This window comes from Streptomyces bicolor, from assembly GCF_000719285.1.
Lineage (GTDB): Bacteria > Actinomycetota > Actinomycetes > Streptomycetales > Streptomycetaceae > Streptomyces > Streptomyces bicolor.
On the sequence record NZ_JOFS01000047.1, the window covers coordinates 23,668 to 44,386 of the forward strand.

Below are 20,719 nucleotides of genomic sequence, written 5' to 3' on the forward strand. Positions count from 1 at the left end.
ATCAGGTTCCCTTCGAGCGGCGACAAAGCGATCTCGTCGGGAAGCCTAAACTAAGGCAAGCCTAAGTCGGTACACGGGTCCGATCTATGAGCTCATAAGGCCACCTTATGAGCCGCAGAGGCGTGCGCGGCCACTCTCCCATGCGCGTGCGAGGCAGGTTCGGGCAGGTCCGGCGCCCCGTCGGTGCGGGGCGCCGGGTGCTGCTCAGTCGAGGTGATAACTGTCCCCGTACACCTTCCAGTCGAGCGGTGTGTTCAGGTCGAGGTTGCCGTTGCGCAGGAACACCCGCTGGGCCGTGTCGACGCGGCTGGTGTCGCTGTGCGCCTCCTCCTGCTTCATCGCCCACACCCGCGCGTCCAGGAAGGCGTGCAGGTAGGTGACTTCGTCGCCGCCCTGCGCCGGTGGCCGGGCCCGGTTCAGGGCGCGCCCCCGGATGTTGCGGAAGCTGGCGGGGTCGGTCCCGTCGCCGTGCATGACGATGGCGTCGTAGTAGGCGAACTGCCCGAGTACGCGCAGCCCGTCCGTCTTGCCCTGCCGCACGGCCGGGTTGAAGTAGACCCGGTCGCGTTCGTTGTCCTGCGCCCGACGGAACTCCTGGTCCTGCGCCGCCCGGGCCCAGTCGCGCGGGTAGTGCGGGTCGAGCCCGTCGTGGGAGTCGGTGCCGTTCACCCGGCGCAGCGCCGGCAGGTACGGGGCGAGGACGTTGCCCGGGCGGCGGTCGGCGTACAGCTCGACGAGGTCTAGCATGTCGCCCGTGCCGGAGCAGAAGCCGATGATGCCGGCGGTGTAGCCGCGGCCGTCGCCGATGTCCTCGATGTACTTGTACTGGGCCTTCCAGTCGAGCGAGGAGTTCTCCGCGCTCGACACCAGCTTCATGGCGATCTCCTTCTTCGCCGGGTCGTCGAGTCCCACCGCTGCCTGGAGCGCGGCGGCGCGCGGGGAGTCGATGAGCGGGACTGACGCGAGGGACGCACCGATCAGTGCGAGGAGGGTGCGGCGTGAGGTGGGTGTGGACTGCTTCACGGCGGCTCCAAATGGTGGTGGGGGGTGGGGAGTTGGCCGTAGGCGACACTGATAGGAAGGTTTACTATCAGAAGCGGATCGGGATGCACACCGGTTGCGCCAAAGGTTCGTACCTATCTACGAACGGGCACAGCTACGGCAGCGGCTGCTCCGCCCAGATGACCTTGCCCGAAGGCAGGTACCGCGTGCCCCAGCGCTCGGCGAGCTGCGCGACCAGGAACAGGCCACGCCCGCCCTCGTCCGTCATGGCCGCGTAGCGCAGATGCGGCGAGGTGCTGCTGCTGTCGAAGACCTCGCAGATCAGGGCGCGGTCGCGCAGCATGCGTACGCGGATGGGGTCGCCGCCGTACCGGATCGCGTTGGTCACCAGCTCGCTGAGCATCAGCTCCGTGGTGAACGACAGCTCCTCCAGCCCCCACTCCTCCAGCGTCCGCGTCACGGCCGACCGTACCCGGGCGACGGCCGCCGGATCGGACGGGACATCCCACTCGGCGACCTGGGCGGGCCCGAGCGCCCGCGTGCGTGCCACGAGCAGCGCGATGTCGTCGCTCGGCCGGGCCGGCAGCCGGGCCTCCAGCACGGCCTGGCAGGTCTCCTCCGGGGAACGGCCCGCCCGGGCCAGCGCGGTGCGCAGCAGCTCAAGGCCCTCGTCGATGTCGTGCTCCCGGTCCTCGACGAGCCCGTCCGTGTAGAGCACGAGCCGGCTGTCCTCGGCCAGCTCCAGCTCGGCCGCCTCGAAAGGCAGCCCGCCCAGGCCCAGCGGGGGACCGGCGGGCACATCGGGGAACTCGACCGTGCCGTCCGGGCCTATCAGCGCCGGCGGCGGATGACCGGCTCGGGCGACGGTGCACCGCCGGGACACCGGGTCGTAGACGGCGTACAGACAGGTCGCGCCCGTCACCGGGGCGCTCTCGCCCTCCTGGGCCTCGTCCTGGTCGATACGGGCGACCAACTCGTCCAGGAGCGCGAGCAGTTCGTCCGGCGGCAGGTCCAGGGCGGAGAAGTTGTGCACCGCCGTACGCAACCGGCCCATGGTGGCCGCCGCGTGCAGCCCGTGCCCGACGACGTCCCCCACCACCAGCGCGACCCGGGCGCCGGACAGCGGCAGCACATCGAACCAGTCGCCGCCCACACCGGCCTGCGCCGGCAGATACCGGTAGGCGATGTCCAGGGCGTTCTGCTCGGGCAGGCTGCGCGGCAGCAGGCTGCGCTGCAGGGTCACCGCCATGCTGTGCTCGCGGGTGTACCGGCGGGCGTTGTCGATGGACACCGCGGCCCGGGCGACCAGTTCCTCGGCGAGCGCGACCTCGTCGGCGTCGAACGGCTCGGCCTTCTTCGACCGCCAGAAACTGACCACGCCCAGCACCAGGGACCCCGCCCGCAGCGGCACCGCGATCAGGGAGTGAATGCCGAACTCCACCACCTGCGCCGACCGCTCCAGATCCTGGGCGCGCCAGCCCGGCGCCTCTCCCAGCCGCGGCTCGACGACCGCATGGCCGTCGCTGAGCGCGCGGCCCTGCGGTGAGGAGTCGACGAAGCGGATCTGCTCGCCCACCGGGTACAGCGGCGCGTCCTTGCGTATCCCGCTGCACGCCGTGCGCCGCAGCCGCGTCGCCGCCTCCGGCTGCCCGCCCCCGAGGACGGGTTCGAACAGGTCGACGGTGGCGAAATCCGCGAACCGGGGCACCGCCAGCTCCGCCAACTCCTCGGCGGTGCGGGTGACGTCCAGGCTGGTGCCGATGCCCACCCCGGCGTCGTACAGCATGTTCAGGCGCTCGCGGGCCTCCTCGGCCCGGCCGGACAGGGCCCGCAGCTCCGTCGAGTCGCGCAGCGTGGCGACGCTGCCGGACGGCCGGCCCCTGAGGTGGGTGGGGCGCTGGTTGACCGCCAGCAGCCGGTCCGCCACCAGGTGCACCTCGTCCGTGGCCATCCGGCCGGAGTCCAGCAGTTCGGCCGTGTCGGGCGCGAGGCCGAGGTCCACCACCCGGCGCCCCTCGGCGTCCTCGGGCAGGTCGAGCAGGCGGTGCGCCTCGTCGTTGGCGAGCAGCAGCCTGCCCTCGTCGCCGACGATGATCACGCCCTCCCGGACCGCGTGCAGGACGGCGTCGTGGTGCTCGTACATGCGGGTCATCTCGTGCGGGCCCAGACCGTGCGTCTGCCGCATCAGCCGTCTGCTGACCAGCGCCGTGCCCGCCGTGGACAGAGCGAGTGCCACCGCGGCGGCGGTCAGCACGAGCGGCAGCTGGCGGTCGGCGGTGCCGCCCACGGTCTTCAAGGTGATCCCGGCCGAGACCAGGCCCACGACCTTCCCGTCGGGATCCTTGACGGGGACCACCGCCTGCACGAGCGGTCCGATGGTTCCCGTGATGTGCTCGACCACGACCTTCCCGGCCAGCGCCGGTTCCAGGGTCCCGACGAACTTCTTCCCGATACGGTCCGGCTTGGGGTGGCTGTAGCGAATGCCGTCGGTGTTCATGACGACGATGAAGTCCACGTCCGTCGCCTCGCGCGCCGCCTCGGCCCGCGGCTGCAGCACGGCGGCGGGGTCCGGGCTGTCCAGCGCCTCCCGGGTACCCGGCGCGTTGGCGAACGCCTCGGCGACGGCCACCGAACGGTTGCGGGCCTCCTGTGTGGTGTCGTACCGCACCTGCAGCACCAGCGCCACCACCGCGGCGACGACCAGCAGCAGCACGATCACCACCTGGAGCAGGAACACCTGCCCGGCGACACTGCGCCCGCCCACAGCCGACCGCAGCCCGGCGAACGGGCCACTGCGCCGCTCCCCACCCGGCGCGTCGGGCGGCGTTCCCCGTTCGGGCACCCCGAGGCCGCGATCGGGCGCACGCTGTGCGCGCAGATCGCTGGGACGAGGAGCCGACCGGGCCCCGGAGCGACCCAATCGTCGGACCATGTGCCCATGTCTACACTGCCGGGCCCCATGAGGCGAGAGACGTCACGGACCGTGACAGAACCCGCTCCCTCGACACAGGATGATCACGGGAGCGATGCGCCGAATCCGGGCAACTCCCGCCGCCACCACAGGGATACGCGGACCCGGCGGGGTCCGCGCCCTCACGTGCGGCGCAGCGGGGTGGTCCGTCGCTCGGCGAGGAGCAACGCGATGTCGTCGGGGCGGTCCGCCGTGTGCCGGGCCTTCGCGGTGAGCCGGTCGGCCACACCCGCCAGCGAGCGCCCGCCCGCCCGCGCGGCCGGGGCACCGGCCCTGGCCAGCGCCACCCGCAGCGCGCTGATGCCGTCGTCGATGTCGACCCCGGGCCGCTCGACCAGCCCGTCCGTGTACAGCGCCAGGACGGCACCGGGCTCCAGCCGCAGCTCCGCCACCGGATAGTCGGCCTGCGGATCCACGCCGAGCACGACACCACCGGACAGGTCGACGACATGGGTACGGCCGTCCGGGCGGCGCAGCAGCGGCGGCAGGTGCCCCGCGACGGCCGCCCGCGCGACGCCCGTCACGGGATCCAGCCGGATGTAGCAGCAGCTCGCGAACAGGCCCGCGTCGAGGTCGATGAGCAGACGGTTGGTGCCGCTCATCACCTCGTCGGGCGGCAGGTCGCCGACCGCGAAGGCCCGAACGGCGGTGCGCAGCTGGCCCATGGTCGCCGCGGCCTGCACGCCGTGCCCCTGCACATCGCCGATCACCAGGGCGATCCCGTCCCCGGCGGTGATGACGTCGTACCAGTCCCCGCCCACCTCCATGCCCTGGGTGCCGGGCAGATAGCGGCCGGCGGTCTCCAGCAGCGGGTGCTGCGACAGCCGCCGCGGGAGCAGCGCCTGCTGCAGCCCGCGGGCCAGCGCCGCCTCGCTCTCGTAGCGCCGCGCCTTCTCCAGGGCGTGCGCGATCAGCCCCGCCATCGCCGTCAGCACCGTACGTTCCTCGGTGCTGAAGCTGCGCGGCCGGTCGAAGCCCAGGATGCAGGACCCGACGGGACGCCCGGAGGCAATCAGCGGAAGGAAGGCGCGGGCGCCCTCCGTCGCGTCCAGCGCGATGCCCGGATAGGCGTCGGCGAGCTCCTGCATCGAGTCGAAGAACAGCGGGCGCCCACTGGTCAGCGTCTCGACCCCGGGCAGCCGCTCCTCCAGGCCCACACCGTCGAACGGAGCGAGGAACCCCTTGGGGAAGCCCGCCTCCCAGGCCAGGAACAGATGCCGCTCCTGCAGCAGGTAGATGGCCAGCCGCCGCCCCCCGAACGCGGGCAGCAGCTCCCGCATCACCACGGCGGACACCTGACGCGCCGTGACCGCCTCGGTCAGCGCGATGGCGAGGACGATGGGGCGGTACAGGGGAGCGAGCGACGGCGTGCCGGCCGTCTCCGGCGCGTCGAGCGCCTCCGGCGGGCCGGACGGGCTGTCGGTCATCCGGTGTCCCGGACGGAGCGTGCAGGTCAGCAGGTCCGGGCCGGGGTAGAGGGACAGGGCGAGCCAGTCGCCGCCGAACGGGCCGGCGGCGCTCTCACGTCCGGGGTCGGACGGTCTTCGGACGTGGAAGTGCACCGGGTCCGGCGACAGCAGCGCGCCGCGCAGATGATCCTCGACGGCGGGCTGGTTCAGCCACGGCACGCCCTCCCACAGCGGCCGTCCCAGCAGCTCGGTGCGCGGCCGGCGCAGCAGCGCCGCCGCCCGCGGATTCGCGTAGACGACCGTCCCCACCCGGTCCAGGCAGAACACCCCGTCGGGCAGCAGATCGGCCGCCGCGTCCGCCACCGTGCCCGGCCCCGGTTCGAGGACGACACCCCGTACGGCCCGCACCCCGGAGCGCGCCGGGTCGTCGTACGGCCCCCAGACCTCCACCAGCCGCAGCGCACCGTCCGCCGCACGTGCGTACAGCGGCAGCGCCGGTGGCCGGCCACCGGCCGCCTCTCGCAGCGCCGCCAGGAGCCGCTGCGCGTCGCCCGGCGCGACGGCCCGCGCGAACGCCTCGGCGGTGCCGTCGGATTCCTCCGCGGCCCGGCCCAGGACGAGGTTCAGCCGGTCGTCGGCCGTCACGCGGCCCGTCACCGGATCCCAGGCGAACCGGCCCAGGCGCCCGGACGGCGAGCGGCCGGAGGGCGGGCGGACGCACAGTGGCCCGCCGTCCCAGGTCACCGCCGAGGTGCCCCCGTCCGCCAGCTTCTCCAGCGCCGCACCGAGCTCCTCGGCCAGCCGCGCCATGCGCTCGCGCACGGGCAGCAGCTCCGTGGCGTCCGTCGCCGAGGGGCGCAGCACGCTCAGCACTCCGAAGACGGTCGAGTCGCCCGCGACGGGGACGTACACGGACCCGAACTGGAAGGGCAGGCCGGCCGCGAACTGCGGATAGCGGCGCATCGTCTCCGTCGCGTTCGGCAGCACCACCTCGACCCCGAGCCGATAGGCGTCCGCGACGGGGAACGGCCGGTCCGCGTGCAGCCGCCACCACGGCCGGAACAGCGGCCCCGGCAACCCTTCCAGAACGGCCAGACGCAACAGTCCGGGCGTGCTCGAGCGCAGGTAGACCCCACCCGCGTAGCCACCGGCCGCGCTGATCACCTCCGCCGAGGCATCGATCAGCAGCGCCGCCAGCCTGCCGGGCGTCCGCTCTGCGCCTTCGGCGCTCCCAGTCATCGGCCCTACCTCGTCCGTACGCCCTCACGCGTGCGACACAGCAAGAATGCGCCACGACGCACCTTGCCCGCACCCGGGCGGCTTGACCAGGGGTGTGCGGGAACTGAGTGAAACCGGGATCGACGGCGCCGGGGGAGCCACGCCGCCGGCCTCGACCGGATCCGCGGGAACCCGAAACCGCCCGGCGGACCGCCCCGTTGTGGGTGCGGGGCCCGCACACGGCTGACCCGGCATGACAGGGGTCGGCAAGTCGGACGCTCTCGGGAAGACTCGGAAACGTGACCGGCCGGCGCGGCACAGGCAGGAGAGCAGACCCATGGAGTACTACGACCTCGGCACCCACACCCGCTCCGTGACCACGTCCTCCCCGCAGGCGCAGCTCTGGTTCGACCGGGGGCTGGCATGGACGTACGCCTTCCACCACGAGGAGGCCGTGGCCTGCTTCGAGGCGGCCGCCGCGGCGGACCCCGACTGCGCCATGGCCCACTGGGGCATCGCCTACGCGTCGGGTCCGAACTACAACAAGCCCTGGGAGTTCTTCGACGACCGGGACCTGGTCCGCACCGTGGACCGCACGCACGCCGCCGTGGAGCTGGCCCACGAGAAGGCGGCGACCGCCACTCCCGTCGAACAGGCGCTGATCGCCGCGCTGCGCGCCCGCTACCCGCAGGCGAAGGCCGTGGAGGACTGCTCGGTCTGGAACGCCCCGTACGCCGACAGCATGCGCGCGGTCTACGAGCTCGCCCCCGACGACCCGGACATCGCCACCCTGTATGCCGACGCCCTGATGAACCTCACGCCCTGGCAGCTGTGGGACCTCAGGACGGGTGAACCCGCCGAGGGCGCGCGCACGCTTCAGGCCAGGGCCGTGCTCGACCGTGCCCTCGCCACCGAGGCGGGACGCGGCCACTTGGGCGTGGTGCACATGTACATCCACCTGATGGAGATGTCCCCGACGCCCGAGGTGGCGCTGCCGGTCGCGGACCGGCTGCGCGGCCTGGTGCCCGACGCCGGGCACCTCCTCCAGATGCCCTCGCACCTGGAAGTGCTCTGCGGCGACTACCGGCGGGTGGTCTCGGACAACACCGCGGCGATCGCGGCCGACGAGAAGTACCACGAGCGGGCCGGGGCGATGAACTTCTACACCCTGTACCGCTCGCACAACTACCACTTCAAGATCTACGGCGCGATGTTCCTCGGCCAGTCCCGGGTCGCCCTCGAGACCGCGGCGCAGCTCGAGGCGTCCATCCCGGAGGACCTGCTGCGGGTGCCGAGCCCACCCATGGCCGACTGGCTGGAGAGCTTCCTCGCCATGCGCGTGCACGCCCTGATCCGCTTCGGCCGCTGGGACGACATCCTCGACCTGCCGCTGCCCGCCGACCCCGAGCTGTACTGCGTGACGACCGCGATGATCCACTACGCCCGCGGCGTCGCGCTCTCCTCGACCCACCGCGTCCCGGAGGCGGAAACGGAGCGCCGGCGCTTCCACGAGGCGGTCGCCCGGATCCCCGAGACCCGCATGCTTTTCAACAACACCTGCGCCGACATTCTCGAGATCGCCTCCGCGATGCTCGACGGTGAACTCGAGTACCGCAAGGGCGGGCACGACGCCGCCTTCGCCGCGCTGGAACGCTCCATCGAGCTGGAGGACAACCTCCCCTACGACGAACCCTGGGGCTGGATGCAGCCCAGCCGGCACGCCTACGGCGCGCTGCTCCTCGAACAGGGGCGGGTCGAGGAGGCCGAGGCGGTCTACCGCGCCGACCTCGGCCTCGACGGCACGCTTCCGCGCGCCCAGCAGCATCCCAACAACGTCTGGTCCCTGCACGGCCTCCACGAGTGCCTGATGCGCCTCGGCCGGACCGGGGAGGCACAGATCGTGGCCCGGCAACTGCGCCTCGCCGCCGCCCTGGCGGACGTACCGATCGAGGCGTCCTGCTTCTGCCGGCTCGAAACGCACCAGGGCACGGCCGCGCGGGACGGTTGCTGCGCCGACTGAGCGACCCCCTGGGCGAACAGGACGGGACCCGGTATGTTCGTCAAGTGAAACTAGCTTCATCATGCGCACGTGCTGCTCCCAGGGTCTCCCAAGGAGTCGTCGATGAGCAGTGGCGAGTTCCCGGAGGCGACCGGGGCTGGCCCGCCTTCGACAGCGACCACCGCCTCGTCCGGCTCCTCGACGCCGCCCCCACGGTCGCCGCGTACCCGGAGGGGGCCTCGCGCCGCATCTGGGAGGGCCACACGTTCGCGGAACTGCCGTTGACGACGACATGACGGGCCCCGCCGCATGCGACCGGCCGCGGCGTGTGCCGGCTCGGCGCGCACTTCCGCCGGCCGGCCGCCGCCTCCCCGTGCTGCGGCCCCGCCCGCCCTCAGGCCCGCCCATGGGCCTCCTGCGTCCGTCGTGCCAGGGCGTCGATGACCACGGCGGCGAAGAGCACCCCGCCCGTGATCATGAACTGGACCGCGGTGGGGGTGTCCGTGATCACCATGCCCGAGGCGATCGACTGGATGACCAGCATGCCGAGCACCGCGGACCAGGTCGTGCCGCGTCCGCCGAAGAGGCTGGTGCCGCCGATGACGGCCGCCGCGATGGCGTTGAGCAGCAGCAGGCCCGAGCCCGCGCCCTGACTCACCGAGGTGATGCGCGAGGCCAGGAACAGTCCGCCGATCGCGGCCATGGTGCCGGAGACGGCGAGCACGGCGGTCTGCACGCCCGTCACATTGAGGCTGGCCCGGCGGGCCGCCTCGATGCTGCCGCCGAGTGCGTAGACCTGCCGCCCGTAGTGCGTGCGGCGCAGCACGATGTCGAGGCCGGCCACCATCACGAGGAAGACCAGCAGGGCGAGCGGCAGCCCCTGGAACCGGTTGAGCAGGTATGCGGCGGTGAACGCCACCGCCGCGAGGACCGCCGTACGCACGACGATTCCCCGGAACGTGCGGTGCGGCATGCCGACCGCCATGCGCCGCCGCCGGTCCTGCTGGGACACGAGGAACACCAGGCCCGTGCCGACCGCCGCCAGTGCGTACGCGGCGGCGTCGTTGGTGAAGTAGTAGCTGGTCAGCTGGGCGACGAGACCGTCCTCGTCGAGGTTGACCGTGCCGCTGGTCCCCAGGATGTAGAGCATGAGGCCGTTGAAGGTCAGCAGCCCCGCCAACGTGACGACGAAGGCGGGCACACGGGTCTTGGCGACGGAGTAGCCCTGGACGGTTCCCGCGACGGTGCCGGTGAGCACCGCGAGGATGAGGGCGAGCCATTCCGGGACGCCGTTGTTCACGTTCAGAACGGCGAAGACGGCGGCGGCGAGGCCGCTGACCGAGCCGACCGACAGGTCCAGCTCACCGATCAGCAGCACGAAGACGATGCCGACCGCGATCAGGCCCGTACCCACGATGTCCACGCTGAGATTGGACAGGTTCCGGGGTGACAGGAAGCTGTCGTTGAGGGACTGGAAGGTGATCCAGACGGCGGCGAGGACCAGGACGACCGGGAGCGAGCCCAGCTCGCCGGCGCTCAGCTTGCGCCGCAGGACCGCGACCCCGGTTTCGATGACCTGGGCGAGGGCCGCCCGCCGCCCCGGGCGGCGGTCGTCCGCGGTGGGCGCGGAGGGTGCCGCCCGGGTGCCGTCGGCCTCGCTGTGCGTCCCTTTCACCACCCTGCCTCCCGGTGGGCCATCCGGCGGGGCACGTTCTCCGTGGCGCCGGTGATGGAGGCGATGATCTGTTCCTGGGACGCGGTGTTCACGTCGAAGAAGCCGTTGTTGCGGCCCAGCCGCAGCACGGCGGCCCGGTCCGCGAGGGCCTTCACATCGCCCATGTTGTGGCTGATGAGCAGCACCCCCATGCCGTGGTCGCGCAGCTGGTCCACGAGGTCCAGGACCTCGCTGGTCTGCTCGAACCCGAGCGCGGCGGTCGGTTCGTCCAGAAGGAGCACCCGCGGGTCGCCGAGGAGCGAGCGGGCGATGGCGACCGTCTGCCGCTGGCCGCTGGACAGGGAGACGACGGGGGCGCGCAGATCGGGAACCCCCCTGGTCAGGCGCTCCAGCAGCTGACTGGTGCGACGCTCCATCTCGACCTCGTCGAGGAATCCGAACCTGCGGATCTCCCGGCCGAGGAAGAGATTGCCCACCACGTCGAGGTTCCCGCACAGCGCGAGGTCCTGGTAGACGGTGGCGATGCCCAGGTTGCGGGCGTCGTGCGGGCGCCGGATCTGGACCGGCCGGCCCTCCCACTCGATGATGCCCTTCTCCGCCGGTGTGACTCCGGAGATCACCTTGACCAGGGTCGACTTGCCGGCGCCGTTGTCGCCCAGCAGTGCGACGACCTGCCCGGCGCGGATCTCCAGCTCGATGTCGGTCAGGACCTCGACGACCCCGAAGCGCTTGCACACGCCGCGCAGCGCCAGCAAGGGGGGACTCGCCACGGACACCATCTCCTTCCCACGACCGGTCCGGCGGAGGAACCGCCCGGTCAGGTGAGTCCGGCCCGGGCGCAGGCGGCGTCGAGTTGCGGGGTGCAGATCTGCTGGATCGTGTACACACCGTCCTTCACCAAGGTGTTCTCGATGGTCTCGACGGTCACGGACACCGGGGTGAGCAGCACGGCCGGAACCGTGCTCCCCATGCTGGTGCGCACCGTGTCCGGGGCGACCCGGTCGAGGCTCTCCCTGCGGGCCGCGGCCACGGCCAGCGCGGCCCCGGCGGTGGCCTCGGGCCGGAAGGGCTTGTACACGGTCATGTACTGCTCGCCGGCCACGATCCGCTGCACGGCGCCGAGTTCCGCGTCCTGTCCGGTGATCGGGGGCAGCGGCTCCACCTTGTTGGCCTTGAGCGCGGCGATGCTGCCGGCCGCGAGGCCGTCGTTGGCGGCGTAGACCCCGTCGATGTTGTCGGCGCCGAGGGCGGATATGGCGCCGGACATGTTCATGTGGGCGACCTCGGTCCGCCACTGGCGGGTGTCGTACTCCTTGGCGATCTCGACCTTGCCCTCGAGCTCGGCCAGCGCGCCCTTCTTGAACGACACCGCGTTGGGGTCACTGGGATCGCCGTTCATCATGACGATCCGGCCGCCGGCCGCCCCTGCGCCCATGGCCTGCAGCAGCGCCCTGCCCTGGAGCCTGCCGACCTCCTCGCCGTCGAAGGAGGCGTAGGCCGCGATGGGGCCCTCGGCGAGGCGGTCGTAGGCGATGACGGGGATGCCCGCCTCGTCCGCCTTGGCGACGGTGGGGCGCAGTGACCGGGAGTCGACGGCGACGAGCAGGATGGCGTCCACCCCCTCGGCGATCATCGAGTCCATCTGGGCCTGCTGTATGGCCACGTCGCTCTTGGCGTTGGCGTGCTCGACCTCGCAGTCCGCGCAGAGTTCCTTGATCTGCCGGTCGATCATCGGCCTGTCGTTCGTCTCCCAGCGCTCCGTGGTGGCGTCCGGCAGCAGCACGCCGATCCTCGGCCCGTTCCCCCCGCCGGAGTCGCTTCCCCCGCTCTCCCCGCAGGCCGCGAGTCCGGCGGCCGTGACGGCCGCGGTCACCGCGACGACCGCCCCCCGTGCGCAGGCCTTCATGCGAGAGACCTCCCTTTCCTTCACCTCGCGGGGTGAGGAGGGCGTCAAGGACGAACGGTCGCGATGCCGGCGCCGAGCATCGCGGCGATCATGCTGCGTGAGATCAGGGAACATTCTGCGACAAAAGCGGCAAGACGGTTATGCCGTAAGTGTGGCACCGGCCGTTGTGAACTGCGAACGCGGCCACTATCGGGTCCGATCGGCGGCGGAATGATGCTGACCTGTCCACTTCGTCCGTATATGAGACGCTGGTAGCTGAGCGCCCGATCTCAGTCTGTCGGCACCTGTGGCCTTGGCGCGGGAGGAAGGTGCGGACATGCCTCATGACGGCCCGGCCCGGACCGGCGTCTCGCAGCTGCGGGCATCGGAGGCCGGGGCCGCGGGCACCGGTCCACCGCCTCCGACGCGCGAGGCCGCCCCGGGGGAGCGAGCCCTGATGTTCGCCGGAGCGGCGCTGGTCGCTGTCTATGTGCCATCAGCCGGAGACGAGGAGCTCCGGCTGATGGAAACGGCCGGAGAGGGCCCCGCCCCGTACAACCTGCCGAAGCTGCTGCCCCTGGCCGGCGACTCACCCGCCGCGCGAGCCGTGCGTACCGACCGGCCACTGTGGCTGAGCGCCGCCGCCCTCGCCGCCTACGAGGCCGGGCCGACAATGCCGACGGCATCACTCGGGGCCCTGCCCCTGACGGCGGAGGGCCGACGGCTGGGCTGCCTCGTCGTCGTGGGGGCAGCGGCCGACGGATTCGACGCCGAGCAGCGCCGCCTCCTGGAGCGGTACGCCGGCGCGGTCGCCGACCTGCTCCGCACCGGTGCCGGTCGGCCCGGGCCGCCGGGCCTGCTGGTCCTCGCGCTGCGCGCACTGCGGGTCGGCTCCTTCGTCCTGGTGCCGGACACCGGCGTGATCGACGCGGACGAGACGCTGCTCGAACTGGTCGGCATCACCCCGGCCGACTTCGACGGCAAGGCGGACACCCTGCTCGCCAACGCCCTCCCGGAGGACATGCACGCACTGATGTCGGTCCTGGAACCGGCCACCCCCGAGTCCGCCCGGCGCGAGCTGGAGTTCCGGGTCCGCCACCCCACCGGCGAGGTGCGCTGGCTGAGTCTGCGGTGCCGGATGGCGGCGAGCGCCGACGACCGGCCGCAACAGGTACTCGGCGTGGTGACAGCGACCTCGGTGCAGCGCCGCAGCGCCGACGACGTGTCCCGGATCCAGTGGCTGACCGCCGCACTCGACGACGCCACGACGGTCCAGGACGTCGGCCGCGTGGTGGTCACCGCACTGCGTGAACCGCTGGCCGCCGACCGGGTGGCGCTCGCCGAACTGCGCGAGGACCGACTGGTCGTCATCGTGCTCGACCCGCCGCATCCCGCAGCCTGGCCCGCGATCTGGCGTTCCGAGTGGCGCTCGGAATGGCCCGACGCCCCGGTCCGCGCCCTGCCCACCCTCCAACTGGCCCTGCGCGACGGGCGGATGGATCTGTGGCCGGCCGGCACGTCCCTCGAACCGGGCCTCGCTGGGATCGGCGCCGGAGGCCTCGCCGTGCTGCCGCTGCCCGCCAAGGGCGGCGTCGTCGGCGTATGCCTGGTCGGCTGGGACCAGCCGCACGAGTTCCCCACCGAGGAGCGGTCCGTGCTGACCGCGACGGCCGCGCTGGTCGGGCAGGCCCTCGAACGGGCCCACGCCTACGACGCCGAACAAGAGCTCGCCACGCTGCTCCAGCGCAGCCTGCTGCCCCGGCGCCTGCCCGAACTGCCCGGCGGAACGGCCGTCGCCCGCTATCTGCCCGCCCGGCGCGGACTGCAGGTCGGCGGCGACTGGTACGACGTCATCCTCATCTCCGAGGACCGGGTGGCCCTGGTCATCGGAGATGTGCAGGGACACAGCGCCGGAGCCGCGACGATCATGGGCCAGATGCGCACCGCGGTCCGGGCCTACGCGGTGGAGGGCCACCCGCCGGACGTGGTCGTCTCGCACGCCAACCGGCTGCTCGTCGGCATGGAGACGGATCTCTTCGCCACCTGCTGCTATGTCGAACTGGACATGGAGGAGGGCAACGCCCTGTTCGTACGGGCCGGGCACCTCTCCCCGCTGGTGCGCCACCCCGACGGCACCACCGAGGAGGTGCAGGTCGAGGGAGGGCTGCCGCTGGGCGTGCTCGCCGAGGCGGAGTTCCCCATGACCGCGGTGGCGCTCACCCCGGGCACAGTGCTCGCCCTCGTCACCGACGGCCTCGTCGAGGCCGCCGACCTGCCCCTTGACGAGGGCATGGACCGCACCCGCGCCGCGCTCGCCACGGCCGACCCGGCGGACCCGGGGCGGATGGCTGACGACCTGCTCGGCGACGAGGGCCGCCGCGAGGACGACGTCGCGTTGCTGCTGCTGCGCTACGACGGCATGACGGCCCGGCCCATCCGGGCCGGCTGGGAAGTGTGGCGACTGCCCGACGCCGTCATGCACGCCCGCCGTTTCACCGCGCGAACCCTGCGCCGGTGGAAGGTCGCGGAAGCGGCCGACGGAGTGCTGCTGGTCGTGTCCGAACTGGTCACCAACGCCCTGGTGCACACCCAGGGTTCGGTCCGCCTCGACCTGATCCTGCGCGGAGACCTGGTGCGCGTGAGCGTGACCGACTCCTCGCCACGCGCCCCCGCCAAACCGGTGATCGTGGACTGGGAGTCGACCGGTGGCCGGGGCCTGCTGCTGGTCGAGGCGATGTCGGAGTCCTTCGGCTCCGTGCCGGTGGCCGGCGGCAAACAGGTGTGGAGCGAGATCCGCGTGCCACGAGCCGTGCCGTCCGGCGCGGACTCGGTACCCCGAACTCACCTGGGGGGCCTGCCATGAGGACCCGAGCCCATTCCCGCACCCGGCACATCGTCGCGGCGCTCGTCGCCGGACTCATGACGCTGTCCCTGGCCGCCTGCGGGGGAGAGGACGAGGCGGGCACGGAGAGGTTCACCATCGGCCTGCTGCTCCCGAACCGGGTGACTCCTCGCTGGGAGAAGTGGGACAAGCCGCTGATCGAGCAGCGGCTCAAGGAGCTGTGCCCGCGCTGCACCGTGGTGTACGCCAACGCCGGGGGCGACGTGGACAGGCAACGGCAACAGATGACCTCCATGATCACCAAGGGGGCCAGTGTCCTGATCCTCGACCCCGCCGACAGCAGGGCGATGCGTTCCTCGGTCCAGGAGGCACGCAGGGCGGATGTCTCGGTCGTCGCCTATGACCGGCTCGCCGAAGGACCGATCTCGGGCTATGTCAGTTTCGACGGCGCGCAGGTCGGCCGACTCCAGGGCGAGGCGCTGCTGGAGGCGATGGGCGGCAGCGGGAACATCGTCATGATGAACGGCGACCCGACCAGCGCCAACGCGAGGTGGTTCCGCGCGGGCGCGCTGTCCGCCATCACCGGCAAGCTGAAGATCGCCAGGTCCTACGACACCGTGGCCTGGAGCACCGACAACGCCCACGCCAACATGTCCGCCGCCATCGGGGCCCTGGGCTCGGACCGGATCGGCGGCGTCCTGGCAGCGAACGACTCCATCGCCGCAGGAGCCATTTCCGCGCTCAAGACGGCCGGTGTCAGGAAGCTTCCCCCCGTCACCGGCCAGGACGCCGACCTCGACGCCGTGCAGCGCATCGTCAAGGGCGAGCAGTACATGACGGTGTACAAGCCGTTCAAGGCGGAAGCCTCCGCAGCCGCCGACATGGCCGTCGCCCTGGGGCGGGGCGAGGATGTCCGGGACACGGCCACGGAGACGTTGGACAGCGCCACCACCGAGGACATCCCGGCCGTACTGCTCACTCCGAGAACGGTGACGGTCGGCAACATCAAGGAGACAATCGTCAAGGACGGCGTGTACAGCATCGAGCAGATCTGCATCCGCAAGCTCCGCCCCGCCTGCTCCCAGGCCGGACTCTCCCCCTGAGCGGCCCCGGGATTCGGACCGGCCGGCGTCCGAAGCGGCGGGCGGGCGGCGGATGCGCTCCGCCGCCCGCCCCGGGCCGTCTGTGGCTCAGGGGAACTCGGCCCGCGCGGGACTGTCGTCGAGGAAGCCGCCGGACTGGTGCTGCCACAGCTTGGCGTAGGCGCCCTGCGCCGCGAGCAGTTCGTCGTGGCTGCCCTGCTCGACGATCCGTCCGCGGTCGAGGACGACGAGCCGGTCCATGGTGGCGACCGTGCTCAGCCGGTGTGCCACCACCAGCGCCGTCCGCCCGTCCATGAGCCGCCACAGCGCCTCCTGGACGAGGATCTCGCTCTCGGAATCCAGCGCGCTGGTTGCCTCGTCCAGCAGCAGGATCGGCGCGTCCCGCAGGATCGCCCGGGCGAGAGCGACCCGCTGGCGCTGACCGCCCGACAGCTTGACGCCGCGCTCGCCCACCATCGTGTCGAAGCCGTACGGCAGCTCGTCGGCGAACTCCGTGACGTGCGCCGCCTCCGCCGCACGGCGGATCTCGGCCTCGGTGGCGTCCGGCCGGGCGAAGGCGATGTTCTCCCGCAGGGTGCGGTGGAACATCGCCGGGTCCTGCGGCACATAGGCCATCAGGCTGCGCAGGTCGGCCTGACGCAGCCGGCTGATGTCCTGACCGCCGATCAGGATCCGGCCGGAGTCGACGTCCGTCATCCGTAACAGCAGACGGGTGAGCGTGGTCTTGCCGCCACCGGATCGGCCCACCAGGCCGATCTTCGACCCGGCGGGCACATCCAGGTCGAGTCCCTCGAACAGGGGCCGGCCACCGGCATGCGTGAAGGCCACCCGCTCGAAGCGGACATCGGCGGCCCCGCGCACCAGCGTCTCCGGCAACGGCGGGTCGAGCACCGTCGGCGGTGTCAGCAGCAGTTCGGTGAACTGCGCCGCCTCCGTCATCGAGCTCTCCAGCCGACGGTAGATCTGGTTGAACTCGAACATGATCCGCGTCGCGTTGGCGTAGTAGGTGAAGGCCACCACGATCGCCTCCACGCCGTGTGCGCCCCCGCCGAGCGTGACCGCGAGCAGCAGCCCCAGCGCGTTGGTCAGCACCGACATCGGCGCGACCAGCGTGTCGATGCGCAGATTGCCGTAGTCCCACGACCGCAGTGTCAGCCGCCGCGACGCCGCGACGCGGGCGCGGTGTTCGGCCGCCTCCCGCCCCTCGGCGGCGAACGCCCGCACCGTGTCCATGTTCATCAGGCTGTCGGCGACATGCCCCGACACCCGGGCGATCGCCTCCTCCCGTTCGTCGACGAGCTCCTGGCGGCGCCGGATGAGGGGCACCACGCACACGGCCGTCACGGCGACCATCACCAGCAGCCCGATCACGAGCAGCGGTTCGTAGCGCCACAGCACCACCGCACCGAACGTCAGCGGCACGAAGCTGCCCACGATCTGGAACGTCAGCGTGTCGACGAACTGCTCGAAACGGGTGGCGAAGCTCAGGACGCGCTTGGTCAGCGACCCGGCGAAGTTGTCGTGGAAGAACGCGGCGTCCTTGGCGAACAGCTCGTCCATCCCGATCACGTACAGGTGCTCGATGCCGAGGGCGTCGAGGCGGTTCAGGCAGTGCAGGGCGATCCGCCACAGTGTCTCGGCGAACAGCAGGACACCGACGAAGCCGAGGACGTACGGCAGCGCCGAGCCGACGCTGACGTCCCTGTTGTCGGCGATGTCACCCACGAGCTTGGCGACGATCAGCGGCGCGATGTAGTTGATTCCGATGTTGCCCAGCGCCGAGAGCAGCATCGTGGGTACGGTCAGCCGGCGGAGCCTGGCCAACTCCCGTCCGTAGTAGCGAAGTGCGAGAAGTACCGAGCGTTTGCTCGGCTGGACCTTGCGCGATTGAGGGGTTTCCATCCCAACCCTGTGGTGTTCTGCGGCAGCCTGCCACGCGTCACGCGGGCAGGGGTCATCGCCGGCGACGGCCGTTGTGAGTTCGGGTTCGAGTGCGGAAGTGTCCCGCGACGGCGACCGCGCAGTCCAAGCGTTTTCCGGTCGGGAAACGGCCCTCGGGCGGACGTCGGCACGGTCCCGCTCACCGGTCCCGTACCCCTGCCTGCACCGCACCGGACCCGCCCGGTATGCAGGGACACCACAGCCCCAACTCCCCAGACACACGGAGGACTTGGTGCGACTCCTGCCCCGCTCGCCGTCCGGCTTGACCATGGCCGTGTTCGGCATCCTCGCCGCCACCATGGGCGTGGTCGGCCTCCTCGCCCCGGAGGCCCTCCTGACCGTCAGGGGCTTCACCCGTGTAGGGGACGCCCGGCGCGCGGAGGGAGATCACACACTGGTCTTCCTGACCGCGTCCTCCATGGCGGCGCTCACCATGGGCGTGTACTACGTGCGGGCCTCGGCGCACTGGTCACGGCCGCGGCTCTCCGCCACGAGAAGCAGCGCGAGACCCTCGCCGGCACGGAAGGCCCGGCGCCCGCCTGAGAACCGGGCGCGGCACTCGTTGGAGGCTCGGCGATCGTGCCGGCCGAGACGGCCGACGTCGGGACCATCACCAAGGCCGTCGAGGAGGCCTTCGCCTCCGCCGGGTTCACCGCACCGCGCGTGTTCGAGGCGGTGCCGTCGCCAGAGGTAGCCCCACGCCCGGCACATGGGCCGCAGCACATCCGCGATCTCGTCCTCACTCGGCGCCGGACGGTCCGGCTGCACCCACCCCGAGCGGATCTTGTCGTTCCAGTCGCCGAAGCCGCCGCCCAGCACGGCGCCCTCCAGACCGCTGCCGCAATCGAGCATGCCCGGCTCCAAGTCGAGGACCCGGGAGCGGCAGATGGTGCGGAGTTATTTCCCCTCGCCAGGGCCATCCCGAGATCCGTGCTGACGAGGTCGCGACCGCCGACGGCGCGGTGCTTGCTCTGCGCCGAGGGCTGGGAGGACGTGGGTAGCGGCTACGACCTGCACGGCAGGGCATGCCCGGAAGTCCGCTTCCGAGCCCGGCCGCCGCCGTAGAAGCCGTCGGTCACTTCAGGACCGTCTCCCAGGTGTCGACGGCGTAATGGACGGTCAGCCCGTGCCGCGCGTACAGGGCGGGAGCCCCCGTGGCGTTGGCGGTGTCCACGCCGAGCCCCACCGTCTCCCGTCCGCGCGCGGCGAAGGCGCCGAAGGCGTGCCGCAGCAGCAGGCCGCCAAGACCCTGACCGCGGGCCTCGCGCAGCACACCGATGCTCCGGATCCAGCCCATCGCCTCACGGTCGTCGCGGGCGACCAGAAACCCGGCGTCCCCCAGCTCCTCGGTGCCGACGATCCACACCAGGGACCAGTCGAGCACGTCGGCGTCGACATCCTCCAGCCACTGGTCGTAGGTACGCGGCCGGAAGTCGAAGTGCTGGGCGAAGCTCGACTGATACAGCGCGTGCACCCGCGCACGATCCTCCTCGCTGGCACACGCCCGCAGCCGTACGCCGGGCGGCGCCTGCGGTACGAGGTCCTCGGCCGCGTCCAGAAGCCGGTGCAGCACGTGATACCGCCGTACGACGTACCAGCCCCGCCGCTCGATCAGCGCCGTGTCGAGCGTCGGCTCGGTGTTGAGGTACAGATGCACCACCGCCCGCGCCGCACCGTTCGCGCGGGCCTTCTGAAGGGCTCGGTCCTCCATCGCGTCCAGGAGGATCTCCCCGGCGCGCTGGTGGTCGGGCAGCACATAGTGATCGATGTCGACGCGCTCGCCGCCCGACTCGTCCCACAGCAGGCCGTAGGCCACCAGCCGGTCGCCGTCGAAGGCCAGCCAGGAGTCGCGCTCCAGAGTGACGTCGGACCGCTTCAGATCGGACTCGACGGTGTGCTGGTCGGTTTCGGGCCGGCCGATCTCTATCCGGTCGATGTCGTTGAGCAGGCCGGTGATGGCGGCCGCGTCGCCGAGGCCGGCGGGGCGAAAGAGGTAGGGCATGGGCTCAGGGTCCGGGGGAGGGGACGATGGCCGCAACGGAATTTCGCGGCGGGGATCCGCTCAGAGCCTGTGTCATACCTCCGGCCGGGCGCGCGACGACTGGCACGCACTCCCCCAGAGGGGGCACCCCATCGAGGGCAGCTCCGGCACCTTGCGATCGCACGCGGGACACCCCAGACGAACGAAAAGGAGGGCTCGCATGCGCCGCCGACCGATCCAGATGCTGCTGGCCACAGGAGGCGCCGCCGCGATGCTGGCGCTCACTCCGCTCCCCGCGCACGCCGCACCGCACTCCGGCGGCAACTACGGCGCCTAAGCCTTCGAGGGCCAGTACCCCACGGTCGGCGGCTGCGCCGGGACCTTCCGTCAGGTCGGGCCGACCAAGACCGCCGCGGGGATGTCGCTGAAGTACTTCTACTCCGACAAGTCGGGCTCCTTCGCCCGCATCGAGAACTCCCGCGCCAACTGCGCCGTGGTGCTGGAGCGCTCGAACTCCGGGGCGGGGCGCGTCGACGGCTGGGTCTCGGAGACCGTCGACGCGGGCATCGACTACGCCTACACGAAGATCGGCAACAACTTCAACGGCCGTGTCTCGCGGGTCCTGCTGGCGTGCGACGGTCACGCGCTGACGACCACTGGTTGGTACTGACGCGCGCGCCGCGGACCGGCGGC

Annotated in this window: 13 protein-coding genes and 1 pseudogene; 6 read left to right on the forward strand and 8 right to left on the reverse strand. The window is 71.7% G+C overall.

The features are described 5' to 3' along the window. Nucleotides 1–204: 204 nt before the first annotated feature. The 3 genes from IF78_RS0138700 to IF78_RS0138710 all read right to left on the reverse strand — a co-directional run bounded on the left by IF78_RS0138700 (nucleotide 205) and on the right by IF78_RS0138710 (nucleotide 6,621). Entirely contained in the window at nucleotides 205–1,023 is an 819-nt protein-coding gene (locus IF78_RS0138700; RefSeq protein WP_031487229.1) for a chitosanase, read from the reverse strand. A gap of 133 nt (nucleotides 1,024–1,156) precedes the next feature. Continuing rightward, on the reverse strand, nucleotides 1,157–3,934 hold the full coding sequence (locus IF78_RS0138705) for a SpoIIE family protein phosphatase (protein ID WP_031487228.1): 2,778 nt from the start codon (nucleotides 3,932–3,934) through the stop codon (nucleotides 1,157–1,159). Between the two features lie 161 nt (nucleotides 3,935–4,095). Continuing rightward, nucleotides 4,096–6,621, reverse strand: coding sequence for a SpoIIE family protein phosphatase (locus IF78_RS0138710; RefSeq protein ID WP_031487227.1), 2,526 nt, complete (start codon nucleotides 6,619–6,621; stop codon nucleotides 4,096–4,098). A 316-nt stretch (nucleotides 6,622–6,937) separates the two neighbouring features. Here IF78_RS0138710 and IF78_RS0138715 point away from each other — a divergent pair, with 316 nt between their 5' ends. Both IF78_RS0138715 and IF78_RS47005 read left to right on the forward strand, forming a co-directional pair. Beyond that, the gene (locus IF78_RS0138715; RefSeq protein ID WP_031487226.1) at nucleotides 6,938–8,620 is read left to right on the forward strand and encodes a tetratricopeptide repeat protein; all 1,683 of its coding nucleotides are present in this window, start codon (nucleotides 6,938–6,940) and stop codon (nucleotides 8,618–8,620) included. Nucleotides 8,621–8,664: 44 nt separating this feature from the next. Further along, entirely contained in the window at nucleotides 8,665–8,895 is a 231-nt protein-coding gene (locus IF78_RS47005; RefSeq protein WP_078662756.1) for a hypothetical protein, read from the forward strand. Between the two features lie 98 nt (nucleotides 8,896–8,993). Here IF78_RS47005 and IF78_RS0138720 read toward each other — a convergent pair whose 3' ends face one another. From IF78_RS0138720 to IF78_RS0138730, 3 genes are read right to left on the reverse strand one after another with little or no spacing between them, the layout of a single operon-like run. Further along, nucleotides 8,994–10,277, reverse strand: coding sequence for a sugar ABC transporter permease (locus IF78_RS0138720; RefSeq protein ID WP_031487225.1), 1,284 nt, complete (start codon nucleotides 10,275–10,277; stop codon nucleotides 8,994–8,996). Continuing rightward, a complete protein-coding gene (locus tag IF78_RS0138725; protein WP_031487224.1) occupies nucleotides 10,271–11,053 on the reverse strand; it encodes an ATP-binding cassette domain-containing protein in 783 nt (260 codons plus the stop codon). Before IF78_RS0138725 ends, IF78_RS0138720 begins: the two co-directional genes overlap by 7 nt. A 38-nt stretch (nucleotides 11,054–11,091) precedes the next feature. Then, nucleotides 11,092–12,180: a substrate-binding domain-containing protein gene (locus IF78_RS0138730; protein ID WP_031487223.1), complete on the reverse strand. Its 1,089-nt coding sequence runs from the start codon at nucleotides 12,178–12,180 to the stop codon at nucleotides 11,092–11,094. A 316-nt stretch (nucleotides 12,181–12,496) separates the two neighbouring features. On the opposite strand from IF78_RS0138730, the gene IF78_RS0138735 reads away from it, so the two are divergent. Beyond that, nucleotides 12,497–15,022, forward strand: coding sequence for a SpoIIE family protein phosphatase (locus IF78_RS0138735; RefSeq protein ID WP_051828540.1), 2,526 nt, complete (start codon nucleotides 12,497–12,499; stop codon nucleotides 15,020–15,022). Next, nucleotides 15,019–16,104 (forward strand): sugar ABC transporter substrate-binding protein, encoded by a 1,086-nt coding sequence (locus tag IF78_RS0138740; RefSeq protein ID WP_031487221.1) that lies wholly within the window; start codon nucleotides 15,019–15,021, stop codon nucleotides 16,102–16,104. The genes IF78_RS0138735 and IF78_RS0138740 overlap by 4 nt, the downstream gene beginning before the upstream one ends. 87 nt (nucleotides 16,105–16,191) lie before the next feature. Here IF78_RS0138740 and IF78_RS0138745 read toward each other — a convergent pair whose 3' ends face one another. Further along, nucleotides 16,192–18,006, reverse strand: a complete 1,815-nt coding sequence (locus tag IF78_RS0138745) for an ABC transporter ATP-binding protein (protein ID WP_078662757.1) — start codon at nucleotides 18,004–18,006, stop codon at nucleotides 16,192–16,194. A gap of 603 nt (nucleotides 18,007–18,609) precedes the next feature. Here IF78_RS0138745 and IF78_RS50030 point away from each other — a divergent pair. After that, nucleotides 18,610–18,729 (forward strand): annotated as a pseudogene (locus IF78_RS50030) (galactokinase); the annotation flags it as partial. A 391-nt stretch (nucleotides 18,730–19,120) separates the two neighbouring features. Here IF78_RS50030 and IF78_RS0138755 read toward each other — a convergent pair. Further along, on the reverse strand, nucleotides 19,121–20,047 hold the full coding sequence (locus IF78_RS0138755; RefSeq protein WP_031487218.1) for a GNAT family N-acetyltransferase: 927 nt from the start codon (nucleotides 20,045–20,047) through the stop codon (nucleotides 19,121–19,123). 397 nt (nucleotides 20,048–20,444) lie between these two features. On the opposite strand from IF78_RS0138755, the gene IF78_RS50035 reads away from it, so the two are divergent. Next, the gene (locus IF78_RS50035; RefSeq protein WP_234439949.1) at nucleotides 20,445–20,696 is read left to right on the forward strand and encodes a hypothetical protein; all 252 of its coding nucleotides are present in this window, start codon (nucleotides 20,445–20,447) and stop codon (nucleotides 20,694–20,696) included. Nucleotides 20,697–20,719 lie beyond the last annotated feature (23 nt).

What these genes read in the sequence shown, in the direction of transcription:
- IF78_RS0138740 (WP_031487221.1), top strand. Translation starts at nt 15,019, where the DNA reads ATGAGGACCCGAGCCCATTCCCGCACCCGGCACATCGTCGCGGCGCTC.
- IF78_RS0138725 (WP_031487224.1), bottom strand. Translation starts at nt 11,053, where the DNA reads ATGGTGTCCGTGGCGAGTCCCCCCTTGCTGGCGCTGCGCGGCGTGTGC.
- IF78_RS0138710 (WP_031487227.1), bottom strand. Translation starts at nt 6,621, where the DNA reads ATGACTGGGAGCGCCGAAGGCGCAGAGCGGACGCCCGGCAGGCTGGCG.
- IF78_RS50035 (WP_234439949.1), top strand. Translation starts at nt 20,445, where the DNA reads ATGTCGCTGAAGTACTTCTACTCCGACAAGTCGGGCTCCTTCGCCCGC.
- IF78_RS0138705 (WP_031487228.1), bottom strand. Translation starts at nt 3,934, where the DNA reads ATGGTCCGACGATTGGGTCGCTCCGGGGCCCGGTCGGCTCCTCGTCCC.
- IF78_RS0138730 (WP_031487223.1), bottom strand. Translation starts at nt 12,180, where the DNA reads ATGAAGGCCTGCGCACGGGGGGCGGTCGTCGCGGTGACCGCGGCCGTC.
- IF78_RS0138745 (WP_078662757.1), bottom strand. Translation starts at nt 18,006, where the DNA reads ATGGAAACCCCTCAATCGCGCAAGGTCCAGCCGAGCAAACGCTCGGTA.
- IF78_RS0138735 (WP_051828540.1), top strand. Translation starts at nt 12,497, where the DNA reads ATGCCTCATGACGGCCCGGCCCGGACCGGCGTCTCGCAGCTGCGGGCA.
- IF78_RS0138755 (WP_031487218.1), bottom strand. Translation starts at nt 20,047, where the DNA reads ATGCCCTACCTCTTTCGCCCCGCCGGCCTCGGCGACGCGGCCGCCATC.
- IF78_RS0138715 (WP_031487226.1), top strand. Translation starts at nt 6,938, where the DNA reads ATGGAGTACTACGACCTCGGCACCCACACCCGCTCCGTGACCACGTCC.